The 20,439-nt window shown below is 73.4% G+C and carries 18 protein-coding genes; 6 read left to right on the forward strand and 12 right to left on the reverse strand.

All coding sequences use genetic code 11. The features are described from left to right. Positions 1 to 73: 73 nt before the first annotated feature. Positions 74 to 1,426 (forward strand): CapA family protein, encoded by a 1,353-nt coding sequence (locus CLV34_RS01080; RefSeq protein ID WP_245858869.1) that lies wholly within the window; start codon positions 74 to 76, stop codon positions 1,424 to 1,426. Between the two features lie 73 nt (positions 1,427 to 1,499). On the opposite strand, the gene CLV34_RS01085 is transcribed toward CLV34_RS01080, so the two are convergent. Further along, positions 1,500 to 4,154 carry an FtsK/SpoIIIE family DNA translocase gene (locus tag CLV34_RS01085; RefSeq protein WP_245858982.1) on the reverse strand — a complete coding sequence of 885 codons (2,655 nt, stop codon included), beginning with the start codon at positions 4,152 to 4,154 and terminating at the stop codon, positions 1,500 to 1,502. 549 nt (positions 4,155 to 4,703) lie between these two features. On the opposite strand from CLV34_RS01085, the gene CLV34_RS16215 reads away from it, so the two are divergent. After that, positions 4,704 to 5,513 carry a 4'-phosphopantetheinyl transferase family protein gene (locus tag CLV34_RS16215; RefSeq protein ID WP_157803648.1) on the forward strand — a complete coding sequence of 270 codons (810 nt, stop codon included), beginning with the start codon at positions 4,704 to 4,706 and terminating at the stop codon, positions 5,511 to 5,513. On the opposite strand, the gene CLV34_RS01095 is transcribed toward CLV34_RS16215, so the two are convergent. Both CLV34_RS01095 and dapA read right to left on the reverse strand, forming a co-directional pair. Continuing rightward, complete coding sequence (locus CLV34_RS01095; protein WP_100348439.1) at positions 5,431 to 7,116, reverse strand: ribonuclease J; 1,686 nt, start codon at positions 7,114 to 7,116, stop codon at positions 5,431 to 5,433. The genes CLV34_RS16215 and CLV34_RS01095 overlap by 83 nt on opposite strands. A gap of 16 nt (positions 7,117 to 7,132) precedes the next feature. Next, positions 7,133 to 8,080, reverse strand: a complete 948-nt coding sequence (dapA, locus tag CLV34_RS01100) for a 4-hydroxy-tetrahydrodipicolinate synthase (RefSeq protein ID WP_100348440.1) — start codon at positions 8,078 to 8,080, stop codon at positions 7,133 to 7,135. Between the two features lie 128 nt (positions 8,081 to 8,208). On the opposite strand from dapA, the gene CLV34_RS01105 reads away from it, so the two are divergent. The 3 genes from CLV34_RS01105 (at position 8,209) to CLV34_RS01115 (ending at position 9,923) form a co-directional block, all read left to right on the forward strand. Continuing rightward, on the forward strand, positions 8,209 to 8,829 hold the full coding sequence (locus CLV34_RS01105) for a TIGR00645 family protein (protein WP_100348441.1): 621 nt from the start codon (positions 8,209 to 8,211) through the stop codon (positions 8,827 to 8,829). 117 nt (positions 8,830 to 8,946) lie between these two features. Continuing rightward, entirely contained in the window at positions 8,947 to 9,606 is a 660-nt protein-coding gene (locus CLV34_RS01110) for an AzlC family ABC transporter permease (protein WP_100348442.1), read from the forward strand. Further along, the gene (locus CLV34_RS01115; protein ID WP_100348443.1) at positions 9,603 to 9,923 is read left to right on the forward strand and encodes an AzlD domain-containing protein; all 321 of its coding nucleotides are present in this window, start codon (positions 9,603 to 9,605) and stop codon (positions 9,921 to 9,923) included. Before CLV34_RS01110 ends, CLV34_RS01115 begins: the two co-directional genes overlap by 4 nt. A 21-nt stretch (positions 9,924 to 9,944) precedes the next feature. On the opposite strand, the gene CLV34_RS01120 is transcribed toward CLV34_RS01115, so the two are convergent. From CLV34_RS01120 to CLV34_RS01155, 8 genes are all read right to left on the reverse strand, one after another. Beyond that, the gene (locus CLV34_RS01120; RefSeq protein WP_100348444.1) at positions 9,945 to 10,400 is read right to left on the reverse strand and encodes a tetratricopeptide repeat protein; all 456 of its coding nucleotides are present in this window, start codon (positions 10,398 to 10,400) and stop codon (positions 9,945 to 9,947) included. Positions 10,401 to 10,413: 13 nt separating this feature from the next. Beyond that, the gene (gene dapB, locus CLV34_RS01125; protein ID WP_281255155.1) at positions 10,414 to 11,205 is read right to left on the reverse strand and encodes a 4-hydroxy-tetrahydrodipicolinate reductase; all 792 of its coding nucleotides are present in this window, start codon (positions 11,203 to 11,205) and stop codon (positions 10,414 to 10,416) included. A gap of 70 nt (positions 11,206 to 11,275) precedes the next feature. After that, complete coding sequence (locus tag CLV34_RS01130) at positions 11,276 to 12,598, reverse strand: M16 family metallopeptidase (RefSeq protein WP_100348445.1); 1,323 nt, start codon at positions 12,596 to 12,598, stop codon at positions 11,276 to 11,278. Position 12,599: 1 nt separating this feature from the next. After that, positions 12,600 to 14,852, reverse strand: a complete 2,253-nt coding sequence (locus CLV34_RS01135) for a polyribonucleotide nucleotidyltransferase (RefSeq protein ID WP_100348446.1) — start codon at positions 14,850 to 14,852, stop codon at positions 12,600 to 12,602. Between the two features lie 245 nt (positions 14,853 to 15,097). Further along, positions 15,098 to 15,367: a 30S ribosomal protein S15 gene (gene rpsO / locus CLV34_RS01140; RefSeq protein WP_100348447.1), complete on the reverse strand. Its 270-nt coding sequence runs from the start codon at positions 15,365 to 15,367 to the stop codon at positions 15,098 to 15,100. Between the two features lie 132 nt (positions 15,368 to 15,499). Next, entirely contained in the window at positions 15,500 to 16,504 is a 1,005-nt protein-coding gene (locus CLV34_RS01145) for a bifunctional riboflavin kinase/FAD synthetase (protein WP_100349116.1), read from the reverse strand. Between the two features lie 98 nt (positions 16,505 to 16,602). After that, positions 16,603 to 17,562 carry a tRNA pseudouridine(55) synthase TruB gene (truB, locus tag CLV34_RS01150; RefSeq protein WP_100348448.1) on the reverse strand — a complete coding sequence of 320 codons (960 nt, stop codon included), beginning with the start codon at positions 17,560 to 17,562 and terminating at the stop codon, positions 16,603 to 16,605. After that, positions 17,559 to 18,134 (reverse strand): TetR/AcrR family transcriptional regulator, encoded by a 576-nt coding sequence (locus CLV34_RS01155; RefSeq protein ID WP_245858871.1) that lies wholly within the window; start codon positions 18,132 to 18,134, stop codon positions 17,559 to 17,561. Before CLV34_RS01155 ends, truB begins: the two co-directional genes overlap by 4 nt. Before the next feature lie 79 nt (positions 18,135 to 18,213). On the opposite strand from CLV34_RS01155, the gene CLV34_RS01160 reads away from it, so the two are divergent. Next, positions 18,214 to 19,665: an MFS transporter gene (locus CLV34_RS01160; protein ID WP_100348449.1), complete on the forward strand. Its 1,452-nt coding sequence runs from the start codon at positions 18,214 to 18,216 to the stop codon at positions 19,663 to 19,665. 141 nt (positions 19,666 to 19,806) lie between these two features. Here the strand turns inward: CLV34_RS01160 and rbfA are convergent, their stop codons facing one another. Beyond that, entirely contained in the window at positions 19,807 to 20,259 is a 453-nt protein-coding gene (rbfA, locus tag CLV34_RS01165) for a 30S ribosome-binding factor RbfA (RefSeq protein ID WP_100348450.1), read from the reverse strand. Positions 20,260 to 20,439 lie beyond the last annotated feature (180 nt).

A 20,439-nucleotide genomic window follows, 5' to 3' on the forward strand; every position in this document is an offset into this window, starting at 1 on the left:
GGGTCTGCGAGCAGCGCGGACGCCCACCCGGCGGGCACACGGGAGGACCCCCGTCTACCGGTAGGCTCCTCGGGTGCCACGTCATGCCCGCCTGCCCCAGTCGCGCGCCGGGCAGCGCTTCCTCGCCGGCTCCGTCGTCGCAGCCCTGGTCGTCGTGATGATCGTGCTCAGCATCAACGCCTCGAGCGGCAAGCACCCCGACCCCACCCCGATCGGTATCGGCACACGGTCGGCCACGCCCACCGCGACGCCCACCCCGACCCCCACGCCGACGCCGGCCGAGCCCGCGGTCTTCACGATCGTCGCGGCCGGCGACGTCCTGCCGCACTCGTCGGTGATCGAGGACGCGAAGACGGCGTCGGGCGGCTACGACTTCTCGACGGAGCTGTCGGGGCTCGACGACTGGGTCGGCGGCGCGGACCTCGCGCTCTGCCACATGGAGGTGCCGTACGTCCCCCAGGGCGAGAAGATCTCCACCTACCCCGTGTTCGGGGTCCCGTCGCACGTCGCCACCGACCTCGCGGAGCAGGGCTGGGACGGCTGCTCCAACGCGTCGAACCACGCGGTCGACCGCGGCTTCGCCGGCATCTCGACGACGCTCGACGCGTTCGACGCCGTCGGCCTCGGGCACGCCGGCACCGGGCGGACCGCCGCCGAGGCCGCGAGCCCGCAGCTCTACCGGCTCGAGCGCGAGGGCCAGACGATCACGGTCGCGCACATCTCCGCGACGTACGGCCTCAACGGCCTGCCCCTCCCGGCCCAGGAGCCGTGGTCCGTCGAGCTCATCGACACCAAGAAGATCGTGGCCCAGGCCAAGGCGGCCCGGAAGAACGGCGCCGACCTCGTCGTCGTGAGCATCCACGACGGCGTCGAGTACACGGCCACCCCGACCACCGACCAGAAGTCGGTCATGAAGGCGCTCGCGAGGTCCGGCGAGGTCGACCTCGTCATCGGGGCGCACGCGCACGTGCCGCAGCCCGTCGCCCACCTGAAGGGCGGCGTCGACGGCCGCGGCATGTGGGTCGCCTACGGCGTCGGCAACATGCTGTCCAACCAGGACGCCGCGTGCTGCGTCGCGCAGACCGCCAGCGGCCTCCTCATCACCGCCACGATCACCAAGCCCGCCGACGGGCCCGCCGAGGTCACCGGGTTCGAGTGGACGCCGCTGACCGTCGACCGCACGGGCGGGCACCGCGTCTACGCGATCCCGGACGTCATCGACGACCCGAAGGGCGTCGGCCACCTGTCGCACGCGGAGCTCGAGGCGCGGCTGGGGCGGGTCGAGGACGTCGTCGGCACGGCGGCTCCCGAGCGGACCGCGCCGCCGACGAGCACCGGGCCCGCACCCGACGTCGTGCCGCACGAGCACGGCAACCCGAAGCTCACGGCGACCGCGACAGCGACGCCAACGCCCACCGCAGGCTGAGCGACGCCACGACGGGTGAGCGTCCGGCCACCCCGGGCCAGCCTCGGGCCCGAGCCGGGTGGGCGACCGGCCCTCAGCGACGGTCGGTGAGGTTCCAGGCGTCGTCGGAGTCGGAGCCCGGCTCGTCCGCGCCGTCCGCCCAGTCGGTCGCCGCGTCGGGCAGCGAGTCCGCGACGACGTCGCCCGACCCACCCACGGACGCGCCTGAGTCGGCGGGCACGTCGTCTCCGCGCAGCATCGCGAGCGTGCCCGGCAGGTCGTCGGGCTGCACGAGCACCTCGCGCGCCTTCGACCCCTCGGACGGGCCGACGATCTCGCGCGACTCGAGCAGGTCCATGAGCCGCCCCGCCTTCGCGAAACCGACCCGGAGCTTGCGCTGCAGCATCGACGTCGAGCCGAACTGGGTGGTCACGACGAGCTCGGCCGCCTGCAGCAGCAGGTCGAGGTCGTCGCCGATGTCCTCGTCGACCTGCTTCTTGGCGCCGGCGGCCGCGGCGACGTCCTGCCGGTAGATCGGCTTGAGCTGCTTCTTGACGTGCTCGACGACCTGGTGGATCTCCGACTCGCCGACCCACGCCCCCTGGACACGCATCGGCTTGGCCGCGCCCATGGGCAGGAACAGCGCGTCACCCTGGCCGATGAGCTTCTCGGCACCGGGCTGGTCGAGCACGACCCGCGAGTCCGCGAGCGACGACGTCGCGAACGCGAGCCGCGACGGCACGTTCGCCTTGATGAGACCCGTGACGACGTCCACGGACGGGCGCTGCGTCGCGAGGACCAGGTGGATCCCTGCCGCGCGCGCGAGCTGCGTGATGCGCTGGATCGACGCCTCGACGTCACGGGGCGCGACCATCATGAGGTCGGCCAGCTCGTCCACCACGACGAGCAGGTACGGGTACGGCGCGATCTTGCGCTCCGAGCCCGGGATCGGCTTGACCTTGCCGGACCGGACTGCCGCGTTGAAGTCGTCGATGTGCTTGTAGCCGAACATCGCGAGGTCGTCGTAGCGCGCGTCCATCTCGCGCACGACCCACTCGAGCGCCTCCGCTGCCTTCTTCGGGCTGGTGATGATGGGCGTGATGAGGTGCGGGATGCCCTCGTAGATCGTCAGCTCGACCCGCTTCGGGTCGACGAGGACCAGACGGATCTGGTCGGGCGTGGACCGCATGAGGATCGACGTGATCATCGAGTTGATGAAGCTCGACTTGCCCGCGCCGGTGGCGCCCGCGACGAGGATGTGGGGCATCTTCGCGAGGTTCGCGACCACGTAACCGCCCTCGACGTCCTTGCCCACGCCGATGACCATGGGGTGCTCGGTGCGTCGCGCCGCGCTCGAGCGCAGCACGTCGCCGAGCACGACCGTCTCGCGGTCGGTGTTCGGGATCTCGATGCCGATCGCCGACTTGCCCGGGATCGGCGCGAGGATGCGCACGTCCGCGCTCGCCACCGCGTAGGCGATGTTGTTGGACAGCGACGTGATGCGCTCGACCTTGACCTTCTGACCGACCTCGACCTCGTAGCGCGTGACCGTCGGGCCACGCGTGAAGCCTGTGACCTGGGCATCGACGTCGAACTGCTCGAACACGCCGGTGAGCGCCTCGACGACCCGGTCGTTCGCGGCCGAGCGGACCTTGTGCGGGGCGCCCTTGACGAGGAGGTCTTCGTCCGGGAGGAGGTAGAGGGTCTCTCCGTCGAGCATCGGCTGCTCGCCGCGCGGCAGCGGCGCGGGGTCGACCGGCGCCGGTCCGCCGAGCGCCACCCCGGCACCGACCGTCGTGACGGGGGCCGGAGCGGGCGGCGGGGGCGGCACCGCGCCGGTCGCCTGCGGCACCGCCTGGGTGGGGGCCGTCCGGACGTCCGCGGCCGACGGGACGTCCGCACCCGTGTCCGCCGTGCGCGCGGTCGCACCGGCAGCACGACCTGCCGGACCGACGCGACGGCTGCGCTCGGGCGCCGCCTCGACCTCGGCGGCGCGCTCGAACGCCTCGTCACCGCTGAAGTCCTGCGGCTCGCCGTCGACGCCCGCCGGCTGCTCGCCCCGCTTGCGGCGGCGCTTGCGCACGGGGGCCGGCGCGGGTTCGGTGCCGTCGTGCCGGGACACGCCGTCGGCGAGCTGGAGCGCGTCGTCGTCCGCACCGAACAGCCCGTCGGCGGTGTCCTCGTGGTGCCCCGTGAGCGTGCGGTACAGGCCGCCGAGGCGGCTCGGGATCGCGTGCACGGGCGTCGCCGTGACGACGAGCACGCCGAACAGCCCCACGAGCACGAAGATCGCCACGGCGATGCCCGGCGTGAGCGCCGCGGCGACCGGCGTCGACAGCAGGTAGCCGACCATGCCCCCGGCCCGGCGGACGTCGTCGAAGCTGTCGGTCGGGCTCGGGCGCCCGTGCCGGATCGCGACGAGCGCGCACACGGACGCGGCGATGAACGCCAGCCCGATCGCCACGCGGCCGTTCGCCTCGACGCGCTCGGGGTGCCGCATGAGCCGCACCGCGAGGTAGACCAGCAGGACGGGGACCGCGAGCGCCACCACCCCGAACGTCCCGGCGACGACGGAGTGCACGCTGTCACCGAAGCTGCCCGCCACGGCCCACCACTCGCGCGCGGCGACGACGATCGCGAGCCCGAGCAAGAAGAAGGCGAGACCGTCTCGGCGGTGGGCCGGGTCGAGGTCCTTGGCGCCCTGGCTCACGGCCCGGGTCGACGACCCGATCGCGTGGGCGAAGCCCATCCAGACCCCGCGCACGGCCCGCACGGGCCAGGCGGGCCGGCGGGCGGCCGGCTTGCGGGCCGGGGCGCGCCGGGTGGCCGCGGTGGGCTTGCGGGCGCTGGTCCCGGACGTCTTGCGCGCGGGCGCCTTCGCGCCGGTGGCGCGCGCTGTTCCGGTCGACGCGGTGCCGGTCGCGCGGGTGGTGCTCGTCGTGCGGGCCGTGCTCGTCGCGCGAGGGGCGCGGGTGGTCGCGGTGGGACGGGGGCGCGGGGCACCGCCGGCGGGCGGGGTGGTGCGTCCCGACGCGGCCGGTCGTCCGGAGGAGGGCGTTCGTGCAGCCATGATGCGCTCCACGCTACCGGCGACCTGCGACGACGCCGGGGCGGCGCGCCGTGCGGGTCGTCCGCATGCTGGGCCGGACCGTGGGCGAGGGAGAGCTGGGGCCCGTGGTGCACGTACGCTGCCGTCAAGTGGTCGCACCCGAGCCGCCGACCCGGCACGAGCTCAGCGTGCGGGTCCTGCCGCCCCTGCGGCATCGACCCCGACGACGGCAGCACGACAGGAGGCTCCGTGGCTCCCGACCTGGACCCGGTCGTCCAGGGACGCGTGGCGTCCGTCGAGGAGGCAGCGCGGGGCGTGCGCCCGAGCGACGTCGAGCACGTCGCGCTGGTCGTGCCCGTCGGGTCCGTCGCGGCGACCCCGGGCTGGCTCACCGCGGCGGAGCGGGCCCGCCGCGACGCGCTGCGCGACCCGCGCGACCGCGCCGCCTACCTCGCGGCGCACGCGCTCGTGCGCAGCTGCGCCGCCCGGCTCCTCGGGGCGTCGGCCTCGGGCCTGCGGATCGTGCAGGAGTGCCCGACGTGCGGCTCGGGCACGCACGGACGTCCCGCGGTCGACGGCCACGAGGTGGTGGCCGTCAGCCTGTCGCACACCCGCACGCACGTCGCGGCGGTCGCCGCCCGCCTGGCCACGGTCGCGGCCGGCGCGGCCGGCGTCCTCGAGGTGGGGGTCGACGTCGAGGACGTCCAGCCGGTGCCCGACAGCGCGTTCAGCGACCGCGAGCTCCGTTGGCTCGCGCAGCAGCCAGACCGCGCGCGCGCCGCGACCACGCTGTGGGCGCGCAAGGAGGCGCTGGTCAAGGTCGGGGTGGTCGACCTCGGGCGGGTCGGGTCGCTGGACGTCCTCGACGCGGCGGCCCACGCCCCGGGCGACCGCGTGGACGACTGTGCCGTGCTCCCGCTGGAGGTCTCGCCTCCAGCGGGGCACGGCACGGTCGTCGCGGCGTGGGCGTGGCGGGTCAGGCCTCCACGACCACCGGCACGATCATCGGACGACGACGCAGCTTCGTGGCGACGAACCGACCGACGACCCGGCGCATGATCTGCTGGAGCTGGTAGGTGTCGGTGGCACCCCCGGCGATGGCGTCCTCGAGGGCGCGTGCCACCTGGGGCTGCACGTCCGCGAACACCTTGTCGTCCTCGGCGAGTCCGCGGGCGAGGATCTGGGGGCCGGCGATGACCTTGCCGGTCGCGGAGTCGACGACGGCGAAGACGGACACGAAGCCCTCCTCGCCGAGCGTGAGGCGGTCCTTGAGCTCGGCCTCGGTGATCTCGCCGACGCTCGAACCGTCCACGTACACGTAGCGGCACGGCACAGCGCCGACGACGGACGCCTTGCCGTCCACGAGGTCGATGACGACGCCGTCCTCGGCGAGCACGACCCGCTCCGGCGGCACGCCGGTCTTGACCGCGAGCGCGCCGTTGGCGACGAGGTGGCGGACCTCGCCGTGCACGGGCATGACGTTCTTCGGCTTGACGATGTTGTAGCAGTACAGGAGCTCGCCGGCGCCCGAGTGCCCGGAGACGTGCACCTTGGCGTTGCCGGAGTGCACGACGCGGGCGCCGAGGCGGGTCAGGCCGTTGATGACGCGGAACACGGCGTTCTCGTTGCCCGGGATGAGCGAGCTCGCGAGGATCACGGTGTCGCCGGGACCCACGGTGACCTTGTGGTCGTGGTTGGCGATGCGGGACAGCGCGGCCATGGGCTCGCCCTGCGAGCCGGTGCACATGAGGACGATCTCGTCGTCGCGCAGCGAGTCGACCTTGCGGAGGTCGATGAGCACGCCGTCCGGGACCTTGAGGTAGCCGAGGTCGGCGGCGATGCCCATGTTGCGGACCATGGACCGGCCGACGAGCGCGACACGGCGGCCGTGCGCGTAGGCGGCGTCGAGCACCTGCTGGACGCGGTGCACGTGCGACGAGAACGACGCGACGATGATGCGCTGGTCGCTCTGCCCGAACACCTGGTCGAGGACGGGGCCGATCTCGCGCTCGGGGGTCACGAACCCGGGGACCTCGGCGTTGGTGGAGTCGACCATGAAGAGGTCGACGCCGCGCTCGCCGAGTCGCGCGAACGCGCGCAGGTCGGTGATGCGCCCGTCGAGCGGGAGCTGGTCCATCTTGAAGTCGCCGGTGTGCAGGACGGTGCCGGCGGCAGTGGTGACGGCGACGGCGAGCGCGTCGGGGATCGAGTGGTTCACGGCGACGAACTCGCACTCGAACACACCGAGCTTCTCGACCTGGCCCTCCTTGACGGTGAGGGTCACGGGGTTGATGCGGTGCTCCTTGAGCTTCGCCTCGACGAACGCGAGCGTGAGCTGGGAGCCGACGAGCGGGATGTCGCGGCGCAGGCGCAGCAGGTACGGCACGGCGCCGATGTGGTCCTCGTGGCCGTGGGTGAGGACGATGGCCTCGACGTCGTCGAGACGGTCGGCGATGTAGTCGAAGTCGGGCAGGATGAGGTCGACGCCGGGCTGGGAGTCCTCGGGGAACAGGACGCCGCAGTCGATGACGAGCAGCTTCCCCTCGTGCTCGAGGACGGCCATGTTGCGCCCGACCTCGCCGAGCCCGCCGAGCGCGACGATGCGCAGCGCGCCGGACGGGAGGGGCGGTGGGGTGGTGAGCTCGGTGTGGAGATGGCTCATGGTGAAGCTCCTGTCGTCAGGACGGGTCCAGGACGCCGCACCGTTCGAGCGCGGCGACCACGGTGGCCGCCTCGTCGTCGGTCGCGGGCACCTGCGGGAGTCGGAGGTGGCGGCCGTCGACCAGCCCGAGGGCTTCGACGGCGGCCTTGGCCATGACGGCCTGGGCACCGGCGCCGTTGATCGCCTCGATGACGGGCGTGACGGCGCGGTGGATCGCGAGGGCGCGGGCGGTGTCGCCCGCGTCGAACGCGGCGGTGAGGTCGCGCAGCTCGCGACCGAGGACGTGGGACGCGACGCCGACGAGTCCGGCGGCTCCCACGGCGAGGAACGGGAGGTAGAGGCTGTCGTCGCCGCAGTACCAGGCCCAGCCGGTGGACGCGGCGAGGCGTGAGGCGGCGAACAGGTCGCCGGTGGCGTCCTTGCAGGCGACGAACTGGTCGTGGGCGGCGAGACGCTCGTAGGTGCTCTCGGCGATCCGCAGGCCGGTGCGGCCGGGCACGTCGTAGACCATGACGGGCAGGTCGGTGGACCCGGCGACGCGGAGCATGTGCTCGTAGAGGCCGTGCTGCGTGGGGCGGGAGTAGTACGGGGTGACGACGAGGAGGCCGTGCGCCCCGGCCTCGGCGGCCTGCTCGGCCATGCGGACGGCGTGGTCGGTGTCGTTGGAGCCGGCACCGGCGACGACCGCGGCACGGTCTCCCACGGCCTCGACGACCGCGGCGACGAGCGCCGCCTTCTCCTCGGCGTGCGTGGTGGGGCTCTCGCCCGTCGTGCCGTTGAGCACGAGGCCGTCGTGCCCGTGGTCGACGAGGTACCGCGCGAGCCGGACGGCGGCGTCGAGGTCGACGGCCCCGCCGGGGCTCATGGGGGTGACCATCGCGGTGAGCAGTGCACCGAACGGGCGGCCCGGGACGGCCGTCGGCGCGCCGTGCTGCGCCGCCGACGACGGGGAGGGGGTTGCCATGTGCACAACCTACCGTTTCCCGGCGCACGGGCCACGGCACGTCCAGGCCCGACGGGCACCAGCAGACTCCCAGGTAAGGACAGGCTCTCCTTGCTACGATTCCGGTTCCCCGACACCAGGAGAGCCCCGTGGCCGAGACCCTCGACCGACCCGACTCCCCCGCCCCCGCGGCACCCACCACGCACCGGTGGAACCCGGCCAACGGCCTCGGGTACGCGATCTTCGCGTCCCGCTGGCTCCAGGCGCCCCTCTACTTCGGCCTGATCGTCGCGCAGGCCGTCTACGTGTGGCAGTTCATGAAGGAGCTGTGGCACCTCGCCGAGAACGTGTTCGGCGGCAAGCACTCGGTCGACGAGGCCGACATCATGCTGTCCGTCCTCGGGCTCGTCGACGTCGTGATGATCTCCAACCTGCTCATCATGGTGATCATCGGCGGCTACGAGACGTTCGTCTCCCGGCTGCACGTGGACGGCCACCCCGACCAGCCCGAGTGGCTGAGCCACGTCAACGCGAACGTGCTCAAGACCAAGCTGGCGATGTCGATCATCGGCATCTCGTCGATCCACCTGCTGCGCACGTTCATCGACTCGGAGCGCTACACCGGCGAGCAGATGATGTGGCAGACGATCATCCACCTCGCGTTCGTCCTCTCGGCCGTGGCGCTCGCGCTCATCGACCGCATGTCGCTCAGCGCGCACCAGCGCGCCGAGAACGCCTACCGCGGCGACGAGGCGCGCGTGCCCGCCTGACGGTTCGGGCCCGCGCCGGCGCGTGGCTACGCTCGGACGGTGAGCTCCCGGACCGACCCCCGCGCCAACCCGCGCCCCGAACGACCACCCGAGGTCCGAGCCGTCGTCCGGCAGGCGATGTCCGTGTCGCTCGCGACCGGGCTCTACGGGATCTCGCTCGGCGCGCTCGCCGTCGTCGCCGGACTGTCCGTCCCGCAGGCGATGGTGCTGAGCCTGCTGATGTTCTCCGGCGGGTCGCAGTTCGCGCTCGTCGGGATCGTGGGCGCGGGCGGGACGGCGCTCTCCGCGGTCGCGACGGCCGGGCTGCTCGGCGTGCGCAACGCGTTCTACGGTGTCCAGCTCTCGCCGCTGCTCGCCGTGCGGTCGTGGCGGCGCGTCCTCGCCGCGCACCTCACCATCGACGAGTCCACCGCGGTCGCGACGGTACAGCCCACGGTGCGCGCGGCCCGCGTCGGCTTCTGGTGCACGGGCGTCGGCGTGTTCGTGCTCTGGAACCTGTTCGTGCTCCTCGGGGCGCTCGCCGGCAACGCGCTCGGCGACCCCAAGAAGTACGGGCTGGACGCGGCCGCGTCCGCCGCCTTCCTCGCCCTGCTGTGGCCCCGCCTCGTCACGCCGGTCACCCGCTGGGTCGCGGCGTCGGCCGTCGTCGTCGCGGTCGTGCTCGTCCCCGTCGTGCCGAGCGGCGTGCCCGTGCTCGCAGCCGCGGTGGTCGCCGTCGCCGTCGGCTGGTTCCGGGGTGACCGCACCGGTCGCCGTGTCCCCGGGGCCGCGCGATGAGCGGCGCCACGATCTGGGTCACGGTCGTCGTCGCGAGCGTCGTCTGCCTCGTGCTCAAGCTGGCCGGCCACCTCGTGCCGGGTCACTGGGTCTCGCACCCGCGCGTCGCCCGGACGGCGGCGCTCGTGACCGTCGCCCTGCTGGCGGCGCTCGTCGCCGTGCAGACGGTCGCGTCGGGTCAGCACCTCGCGGTCGACGCCCGCCTGCCCGCGCTCGGGGTCGCGGCCGTGGCCCTGGCGCTGCGCGCGCCGTTCATCGTCGTGGTGGTGCTCGGCGCGCTGACCGCCGCGCTGCTGCGCGCGGCCGGGATGGCCTGATGATCCGGTTCAGGACGCGCCTCAGGAACGGGCGCGCGACGCCTTCTCGAGCGCGACGGCGTGGCGGAGGGTCTCGCGGGCCCGCTTGCGGTCACCGGACGCGTCGTACGCGAACGCGAGGTTGAACCACCGCTTCCAGTCGGACGGGTCGGCCTCGACCTCGGCCTGCCGCTCCGCGAACTGCGCGTCCGCGACGGTGCGGTCGATGCGACCGCCCGGCGAGCGCGGCAGGTCGTCGACGGGGAGCTCGCCCCGCTCGTGCAGGTGATCGGCGAGCCGCTGCACCTGGACGGCGAACCACCACTCGCGCCCGATGTACCAGACGCCCACGAGGGGCGCGACGACGAGCGCGCCGCCGAGCACGGCCCCGACGACCGACCCCGACGTCACGAGCGCCCACACGGTCCGCCCGATGACGAACCCGTACAGCAGCAGCACGCCCGTCAGCAGGACGGCGCCCAGCAGGCCCTTGCGCATCGTCGGTCGCCCCTCAGCCGAGGTCGAGGACGTTCTCGAGCCCGACGGTCAGGCCCGGCCGGCCGACGACCTCGCGGACCGCGAGGACGACGCCGGGCATGAAGGACGCCCGGTCGAACGAGTCCTGCCGGATCACGAGCTGCTCGCCGACGTTCCCGAGCAGGATCTCCTCGTGCGCGACGAGCCCGCGCAGCCGCACGGCGTGCACGCGCACCCCGTCGACGTCGGCGCCGCGCGCCTCCCAGCCCGACTCGGTGGCGTCGGGGCTCGGGGCGACACCGGCCGCGCGCCGTGCTGCGGCGACGGCGTGGGCGGTGTGGGTCGCGGTCCCCGAGGGTGCGTCGGCCTTGTCGGGGTGGTGCAGCTCGATGACCTCGACGGACTCGAAGTAGCGGGCAGCCTGCGCCGCGAACACCCCGGCGAGCACGGCCGACAGGCCGAAGTTCGGGGCGATGATCACGCCGAGGTCCAGGCCCTCGTCCGCACGGCGTGCCAGGTGGTCGGCGACCCGGCCCCGGCTCTCGTCCGTCCAGCCGGTCGTCCCGACGACGACGTGCGCGCCCGCGTCGAGCGCGGCGTGCACGTTCGTCTCGGTCGCGCTCGGGTGCGTGAAGTCGACGGCGACCTGGGCGCCCGCGGCCGCGAGCACCGCGGTGACGTCGTCGCCCTGCTCGACGCGGGCGACGAGCTCGAGCCCGTCGGCGGCCTCGACCGCGGCGCACGTCGTGCGGCCCATGCGGCCGTCGGCGCCCAGGACGGCGACGCGGATCGTGGCGGAGGTCGGAGCGGTGGTCGTGCTCGTCACGGGGCAGCCTCTCGGTCGGTGCGGGTCCGGGGCGTGCCCGGGTCTGCGCGGCGGCGCGCGGTCAGGCGGGTCAGTCCTCGAACGGTCCGACGCGCACGACCGTGCGCGGGCGGGCCGCCAGGTCGGCGGCGAGGTCGCGGACCTCGTCGAGCGTCACGGCGGCGATGCGCTCGAGGGACTCCTCGAGCGTCAGCAGCTCGCCGAACACGAGCTCGGCACGACCGAGGCGGCTCATGCGCGAGCCCGGGTCCTCGAGGCCGAGCACGAGGCCGCCCGAGAGCTGCCCGACGCTGCGGCGCAGCTCGTCGGGCGTGATGCCGTCCGTGGCGAGCCGGTCGAGCTCGGTGCCGAGCAGCGCGGTGACCTGGTCGACCTTCGCCGGCGCGCAGCCGGCGTACAGGCCGAACGTGCCGAGGCCGCCGTGCGCGGACGCGAACGAATAGGTCGAGTAGGCCAGGCCGCGCTTCTCGCGGATCTCCTGGAACAGGCGCGAGCTCATACCGCCGCCCAGGACGGCGTTGAGCACGGACAGCACGAAACGGCGCTCGTCGGTCGCGGCGAGGCCGGTCGAGCCGATGACGACGTTCGCCTGCTCGACCCGGCGCGTCACGGTGAGCGCGCGCGCCTCGTCGATGACGGTCGCGGCGGCATGGTCGCGGCGCGCACGCGGCGCCGCGGCGGGGTCGAGCGTCCAGCCGCCGGCCACGAGCGCGTCGCCGACCTGCGCGGCGAGCGCGTCGTGGTCGACGTTGCCCGCGGCGGTGACGACGAGCGTCTCGGGGCGGTAGTGCCAGCCGTAGTGCTCCCACACGGCGTCGCGCGGGACCGCGCGGATGGTCTCGGGGGTGCCGCCGATCGGACGCCCCAGGGGGTGCCCGGCGAGGACGGTCTCGGCGAACCGCTCGTGCACGACGTCCGCCGGGTCGTCGTCGTTCATGGCGATCTCTTCGAGGATGACCTCGCGCTCGGTCTCGAGCTCGTCCGTGTCGATCGTCGCGGACGTCACCATGTCAGTGATGACGTCGACCGCCATCGGCAGGTCGGCGTCGAGCACCCGCGCGTAGTAGCAGGTGTGCTCCTTGCCGGTCGCCGCGTTCGCCTCGCCACCCACGGCGTCGAACGCCTCGGCGATGTCGAGCGCGGACCGGCGCGCGGTGCCCTTGAACAGCAGGTGCTCGAGGAAGTGCGTGGAGCCGAAGTGGCCGTCGGTCTCGTCACGCGAGCCGACGCCTACCCAGGCGCCGAGCGACGCCGAGCGCTGGCCCGGCAGGTGCTCGGTCAGGACGCGGACGCCGCCGGGCAGGACGGTGCGACGGATCGTCGCGCCGTCCTGCCCGGCGAGGAGCTCGTCCCGGCCGGAGCCGGCCGGGACGAGCGGGAGTGCGTACGGCACGTCAGGCGTTCTCGGCCGGAGCCTCGGCAGCCTCGGCGGGCGCCTCGGCGCCCTCCTCGTCAGCGACGACGGCGTGCAGCGACAGCTTGCCGCGCGGGTCGATCTCACCGATCTCGACCTGGACCTTCTGGCCGATCGAGAGGACGTCCTCGACGTTCTCCACGCGCTTGCCGCCGACGAGCTTGCGGATCTGCGAGATGTGGAGCAGGCCGTCCTTGCCCGGGGAGAGCGAGATGAACGCGCCGAACGACGTCGTCTTGACGACGGTGCCGACGAAACGCTCCCCGATCTCCGGGACGTGCGGGTTGGCGATCGCGTTGATCGCCGCGCGGGCGGCCTCGGCCGACGGGCCGTCGGTGGCGCCGATGTACACGGTGCCGTCGTCCTCGATCGAGATGTCCGCGCCCGTCTCGTCCTGGATCTGGTTGATCATCTTGCCCTTCGGGCCGATGACCTCGCCGATCTTGTCGACCGGGACCTTCACGCTGATGACGCGCGGCGCGAACGGGCTCATCTCGTCCGGCGTGTCGATGGCCTCGTGGAGGACCTCGAGGATCGTGAGGCGGGCCTCACGGGCCTGCGTCAGCGCGCCGGCGAGGACGGACGTCGGGATGCCGTCGAGCTTCGTGTCGAGCTGGATGGCCGTGACGAACTCGCTGGTACCGGCGACCTTGAAGTCCATGTCGCCGAAGGCGTCCTCGGCCCCCAGGATGTCGGTGAGCGCCGCGTAGCGGGTCTCACCGTCGAGCTCGTCGGACACGAGGCCCATCGCGATGCCCGCGACGGCCGCACGCAGCGGCACGCCGGCGTTGAGCAGCGACAGGGTCGAGGCGCAGACCGAGCCCATCGACGTCGAGCCGTTGGAGCCGAGGGCCTCGGACACCTGACGGATCGCGTAGGGGAACTCCTCGCGCGTCGGCAGCACCGGCACGAGCGCCCGCTCGGCGAGCGCGCCGTGACCGATCTCGCGGCGCTTCGGGCTGCCCACGCGACCGGTCTCACCGGTCGAGTAGGGCGGGAAGTTGTAGTTGTGCATGTACCGCTTGCGCGTCTCCGGACCGAGCGAGTCGATCTGCTGCTCCATGCGGAGCATGTTCAGCGTGGTGACGCCCATGATCTGGGTCTCGCCGCGCTCGAAGATCGCGGAGCCGTGCACGCGCGGCAGGACCTCGACCTCGGCCGACAGCGTGCGGATGTCGCGCAGGCCACGACCGTCGATGCGGAAGCCGTCGGCGAGGATGCGGCGACGCACGACCGCCTTCTGCACGGACCGGTAGGCCGCGGAGATCTCCTTGGACCGGCCCTCGAACGCCTCGGCGAGCTCGCCCTGGACCTCGGCCTTGAGCTCGTCGATGCGGGACTCGCGGTCCTGCTTGTCGGCGATGGACAGCGCCTCGTCCAGGCGGGCTGCCGCGGCCGACTCGACCGCCGCGTACGCGTCGGGCTGGTAGTCGGGGAAGAGCGGGAGCTCGGTGGTCGCCTTGGACGACTGGGCGGCGAGCTGCTGCTGCGCCTCGACGAGCGCACGGATGAACGGCTTCGACGCCTCGATGCCCTCGGCCACGACCTCCTCGGTCGGAGCCTGCGCGCCCTCGTTCTTGATGAGGTTCCAGGAACCCTCGGTGGCCTCGGCCTCGATCATCGCGACGGCGACGTCGGACGAGCCGTCCGCGTTCGTCACGACACGGCCGGCGACGACCATGTCGAACACCGCGCGCTCCTTCTCGGAGTAGCGCGGGAAGGCGACCCACTGGCCGTCGACCAGGGCGACGCGGACCGCGCCGACCGGGCCGGAGAACGGCAGGCCGGAGATCTGCGTGGACATGGACGCCGCGTTGATCGCCAGCGTGTCGTACGCGTCGTCCGGGTTGATCGCGAGGACGGTCAGGACGACCTGGACCTCGTTGCGCAGGCCCTTGACGAACAGCGGGCGCAGCGGGCGGTCGACCAGACGGCAGACCAGGATCGCGTCGGTCGAGGGGCGACCCTCACGACGGAAGAACGAGCCGGGGATCTTGCCCGCGGCGTACTGGCGCTCCTCGACGTCGACCGTCAGGGGGAAGAAGTCGAACTGCTCCTTCGGGTGCTTCCCGTAGGTCGTGGCCGACAGGAGCATGGTGTCGTTGTCGAGGTACGCGGCGACGGAGCCGGCGGCCTGGCGCGCGAGACGCCCGGTCTCGAAACGGATGGTGCGGGTGCCGAAGCGACCGTTGTCGATCGTGGCCTCGGCGAACTGGATCTCGGGACCCTCCATGGGTCCTCCTCTCTCGAGGGCCACCTGCCGGACGGCTGGTCTTCGATCGAGGTCCGCGGAGCCAGGCTCCCCCTGCGGGGTGCTCCGGGTCCGAGGCCCACTACCGAGGACCGAACCTCGCGGCGCGGCGGCGGTGATGTGTGCGGCGTGGGGTGTGAGTGCAAGGACCGGGAGCCGCACGCGTCCCGGGCCCTGACGCCCGTCCAGCCCGGACCCCCTGAGGGGACCGGGCCGGACGAGGAGGTTCAGCGACGCAGACCGAGGCGCTCGATGAGGCTGCGGTAGCGGGCGATGTCGACCTTCTGCAGGTAGCCGAGGAGGCGACGGCGCTGGCCCACGAGGATCAGCAGACCACGACGGCTGTGGTGGTCGTGCTTGTGCTCCTTGAGGTGCTCCGTCAGGTCCTTGATGCGCTGCGTCAGCATCGCGACCTGCACCTCGGGCGAGCCGGTGTCGGTCTCGGACGTGCCGTACTCGGCGATGATCTGCTTCTTGGTGGCGGTGTCCAGGGGCATGGTTCTCCTTCGAGGATCAGGTCGTTGCGCGGCGCGCCAGGGCTTTCCCCTGGGCTCTTGGGACGGCTCCCTCGACTCCCCGCGACACCTGTCGAGGGGCGGGAGCCACCGCGGCCGATCGAACGGCAACCCTCAGTCTACCAAAGGGGCGCCCGGATCCAGGCCCAGCACCGCGCGCGTCCGGGCGACGTCGTCGTTCATCGCCGCGAGGAGCTGCTCGAGCCAGTCGTCGCCCTCGAACCGCAGCGTCGGCCGCAGGCGCTCCACGAGCTCGACGACGACCTCCTCGCCGTACAGGTCGAGGTCGGTGCGGTCCAGGACGTACGCCTCGACCCGGCGCTCCTGCCCGTCGAACGTGGGGTTGGTGCCGATCGAGACGGCCGCCGGCAGGCGCTCCGCGGCGGGCGTCCCGGGCGACCGGACGAGCCAGCCCGCGTACACCCCGTCGGCCGGCACGAGACCCTGCACCGGCGTGCCGTCGGCGACCGCGCCCAGGTTCGCGGTCGGGAACCCGAGCTCGCGGCCCCGCGCGTCCCCGTGGACGACCTCTCCCCGCAGCCGGTGCGGCCGCCCGAGGACTCCGGCGGCCGCGACGACGTCACCCTGCGCGAGCAGCTCACGGACGTACGTCGACGACCACCGCGCGTGCGCGGGCTCAGTGGTCGCGCCGACGTCCCCGACGACCTCCACGACGAACCCGTGCCGCGCGCCGAGCGCGACCATCGTCTCGAGCGTGCCGCTGTTGTCGCGCCCGAACCGCACGTCCCGCCCCACGACGACCCGCTGCGCCCGCAGCCCGTCGACGAGGTACCGCACGACGAACTCCTCGGGCGTCTGCGCCGCGAAGTCGAGGGTGTAGCGCACCAGCAGGACGGCGTCGAGGCCCGCCTCGGCGAGCAGGTCGAGCCGGTCCCGTACCCCGGTGATGAGCTCGGGCGCGTGCTCGGGGCGGTGCACCGCCAGGGGGTGCGGGTCGAACGTCACGGCCACGGCGTGGGCGCCGTCCTCGCGGGCCCGCGCCGCGATGGCGCGACAGACCTCGGCGTGACCCCGGTGGACCCCGTCGAAGTTGCCGATCGTCACCACGGTCGGGCCGAAGCTCGCTGGGACCTGGTCCAGCCCCGTCCACACCTGCACGCTCACGCTCCTCGCGTCGTCCTGTCGCCGCCCGGCGTGCGTCGCACAGAGGGCCTGGACAACTCTGCCACGTCCACGGCCGTGGGCCGTCGTGGAGCTCAGGCGGGGGCCAGCACGATCTGCGGTCGCGCGAGCAGACCACCCTTGCCGCGGGCGTCCTCGACGAGCGCGACGAGGGTGCCGTCCGGCCCGATGGCGGCGTGCAGGCCTGGGACGTCCAGCGGCGGGAGCGCGCGACCGTGCCCGAGCGCAGCCGCCTCGGCCGCGTCGAGCCGCCGGACCGGGAACGACGCCGCTGCGGCCTCGGCGAGCGGCAGCGTGGCGAGCACGCCGTCGGCGTCCACCTGGTCCTGGAGCTGTTCGAGCGTGCGCGCCCCGGCGATGCCGTAGCCGCCGACCCGCGTGCGCCGGAGCGCCACGAGGTGCCCGCCGACCCCGAGCGCCGCGCCCAGGTCGCGCCCGAGCGCCCGCACGTACGTGCCCGACGACACCGTGACGGCCGCGTCGACGTCGACCGTCGCGGACCCCTCCACGACAGGGCCGGGACGCACGTCGAGCACGTGGAAGCGCGAGACCGTCACGGGCCGCGCGGCGAGCACGACGTCCTCGCCGGCCCGCACGCGCGCATAGGCGCGCTCGCCGTCGACCTTGATCGCGCTCACCGAGCTCGGCACCTGCTGCAGGTCTCCGGTGAGCCCGGCGACGACCTCCTCGACCTGCGCACGGGTGACACCGGCCGCGTCGACGCGCGCGACGACCTCCCCCTCGGCGTCCTCGGTGGTCGTCGCGACGCCGAGCCGGACCGTGGTCTCGTAGTCCTTGTCGGCGCCGACCACGTAGGTGAGCAGGCGCGTCGCCCGGCCCACCCCGACCACCAGGACGCCCGTCGCCATCGGGTCGAGGGTGCCCGCGTGCCCGACCTTCTTCGTGCCGGCGAGCCCGCGCATCCGACCGACGACGTCGTGGCTGGTCCAGCCCTGCGGCTTGTCGACGATCACGAACCCGTCGGGAGCGGTGGGGTTGCGGGGGCGGCGCTCCCGCTGCTCGCGCCCGCTCATGCGGCACCCCGGACGAGCGCCGCGGCGATGTCGGCACCGACCGCACAGGTGAGGAGCGCACCGACGCCGGGTTCGTCGGTGTGCTCAGGCGCTTCGGTCGCCAGCAGGACGTTGATGAGCATGCCGGTCGCGACGAAGCTCCGCGCCTCCTCGGGCCCCTCGCCCGTGCGCTCCTGGTAGATCTCGAACGCGCGCACGAGCACGGCACGGGCGCTCGCGCCGAGGTCGGGGTCGGACGCCGCGACGAACCCGTGCATCAGGACGCGCAGCAGGTTGCGGTCGGCGAGCAGCTCCACGTAGGCGTCGCCGAGCCGGTCGCGGGCGTCCGGACCGGCGGGGACCGCCTCGAAGGCGTCGACGATGCGGTCGCCGATGCGCTCGAACACCGCCCGGAACAGGCAGCGCTTGGACCCGAAGATGCGCACCACGTAGGGCTGGGACACGCCGGCGGCCTGGGCGACCTGGTCGGTCGTCGTGCCGGCGAAGCCATGCTCGGCGAACGCCTGCGTGGCGGCGTCGAGGATCTGCTCGCGCCGCTCCTCCTTGCTCATCCGGACCCGTGTGGCGCTCATGGTTGACATGTTATCAGCCGATAACTAGCGTCTCCTGTGTAGTAATCAGTCGATGCTTACCGCACGAGGGGAACAGGCCATGACCACCACCGAGACCACGCCCTTGCCTCCGGGCAGCAGCGAGCTGCTCCCCCACGACGACGGCGCGGGCCGACCGCTCCGCACCCGACCCGTCTGGCTCGCCCTCCTGGCCGCGTCGCTGCCGATGTTCATGGCGACGCTCGACAACCTCGTCATGACCGGCGCGCTGCCCGTCATCTCCGAGCGCCTGCATCCCGACGTCGAACAGCTGCAGTGGTTCGTCAACGCCTACACGCTGGTCTTTGCGACCCTCATGCTCCCCGCCGCCGCGCTCGGCGACCGGTTCGGCCGGCGCCGCGTCTTCGTCGGCGGCATCGTGCTCTTCGCGCTCGCGTCCGCGGCCAGCGCCCTGGCCGACACGCCCGCACAGCTCATCGCGGCGCGTGCCGTGCAGGGCGCGGGCGGCGCGGCCATCCTGCCCCTCTCCCTCGCCCTGCTCGCCGGCGCCGTGCCCGCGTCACGGCGAGCGATGGCGATCGGCATCTGGGGCGGGGTGTCGGGGCTCGGCGTCGCGCTCGGCCCGGTGATCGGCGGCGCCGTCGTCGAGGGCCTGTCGTGGCGGGCCATCTTCTGGCTCAACGTGCCCGTCGCCGTCGTCGCCGTCCCGCTCGCCGTGTGGGGTCTGCGCGAGGCGCGCGGTCGCGTCGGACGCTTCGACCTCGTGGGGCTCGTGCTCGCCGGGGCCGGGATCTTCCTCGCGGTGTGGGCCGTCGTCGGCGCGAACGACCGCGGCTGGGGCTCGGTCACGACGGTCGGGATGCTCCTCGGCGGCGCCGTCCTGCTCGCCGCGTTCGTGCGCCACGAGACGCGGGCGGAGAGCCCGCTCGTGCCGCTCCGCCTGTTCCGGGCCCGCAGCTTCACCGTCTCGAACGTGGCAGGCTTCGCCTTCTCGATGGGCATGTTCGGTGCGGTCTTCCTGCTCACGCAGTACTTGCAGATCGGCGAGGGCTACTCGCCCCTCGCCGCGGGCGCGCGCACCCTGCCCTGGACCGCGGCGCCCATGCTGGTCGCCCCCGTGGCCGGCGCTCTCACCGGGCGCTTCGGCGCGCGCCCCTTCGTCGCCGGCGGGCTCGTCCTCCAGACGATCAGCCTGGCGTGGATGGCGGTCGGCATCGACTCCGGCGGTGCGTACCCGTCGCTCGTGCCGGCGTTCGTCGTCGCGGGCGTCGGGATGGGTCTCACGTTCGCGCCCGTCGCGACGGCGGTGCTCGCCGACCTGCCCGACCGCGACCACACCACCGCGAGCAGCGTCAACGCGACGATCCGCGAGGTCGGCGTCGCGCTCGGCGTCGCCGTGCTCACGGCCGTGTTCCTCGGTGCGGGCGGTGCGTTCACGCCGGCTGCCTACGTCGACGGGCTCGTGCCCGCCCTGTGGGTGGGCGCCGCAGTCGTCGGGGTCGGTGCCGTCGCCTCGCTGCTCATGCCGCGCCGCACCGGCCGCGCGGACTGAACGCCCCCGCCACTCCCAGACCCAGACCCAAGGCCGGGCCGAACGGGCGGTCTCGCACGCACGAACGGGCCCCTGTCCACCTTCTGAATGCTCAGGGGGTGGACAGGGACCCGTTCGGCTCTGCGGGCGGGACGGGTCCGGTCAGGAGCCGGAGGCGTCCCTGTCGTCCTCGTCCTCGTCCTGCTTGCGGTACGGGTCCGCCTCGCCGGCGAACGCCTTGTCGGCGCGCAGGGCGGCGAGCTCGGCGTCCTTCTCGCGGGCGGCGCGCAGCGCGTCCTCGATGTGGGCGGCGCTCTCGGGCACCGCGTCGAGCTGGAACTCGAGGGTCGGCGTGAGCCGGATCCCGGTCTGCTTGCCCACCTCGGACCGGATGACGCCCTTGGCGCTCTCCAGCGCCGCGGCCGTCCCGGCGCGGTCCTCGTCCGTCCCGCGCACCGTGTAGAACACCGTGGCGTTCTGCAGGTCGCCCGTCACCCGGACCTCGGTCACGGTGACGAACCCGAGCCGCGGGTCCTTGATGCGGGTGTCGAGCATCTGCGCGACGACCTGCTGGATCCGCTCGGCCAGCTTCCTGGCCCGCACGCTCTCGGCCATGTCTCACTCCTCGTCCTTGAAGGCTGCGGGCAGCCTTCACCAGTAAGTCCCCCGCCGCGAGCGCTGATGCCCGCGCGGCGGGGAGAAACAGAGCACCCGACCGCCCGGAGACGACGAGGGGGCGGGTCGTGGTGGGTCTGGCACGGGCCGCCAGGCCCGCGGCAGACCCGCCCCCTCGTC

The sequence above is a fragment of the Luteimicrobium subarcticum genome, assembly GCF_002798015.1.
Classification (GTDB): domain Bacteria; phylum Actinomycetota; class Actinomycetes; order Actinomycetales; family Cellulomonadaceae; genus Luteimicrobium; species Luteimicrobium subarcticum.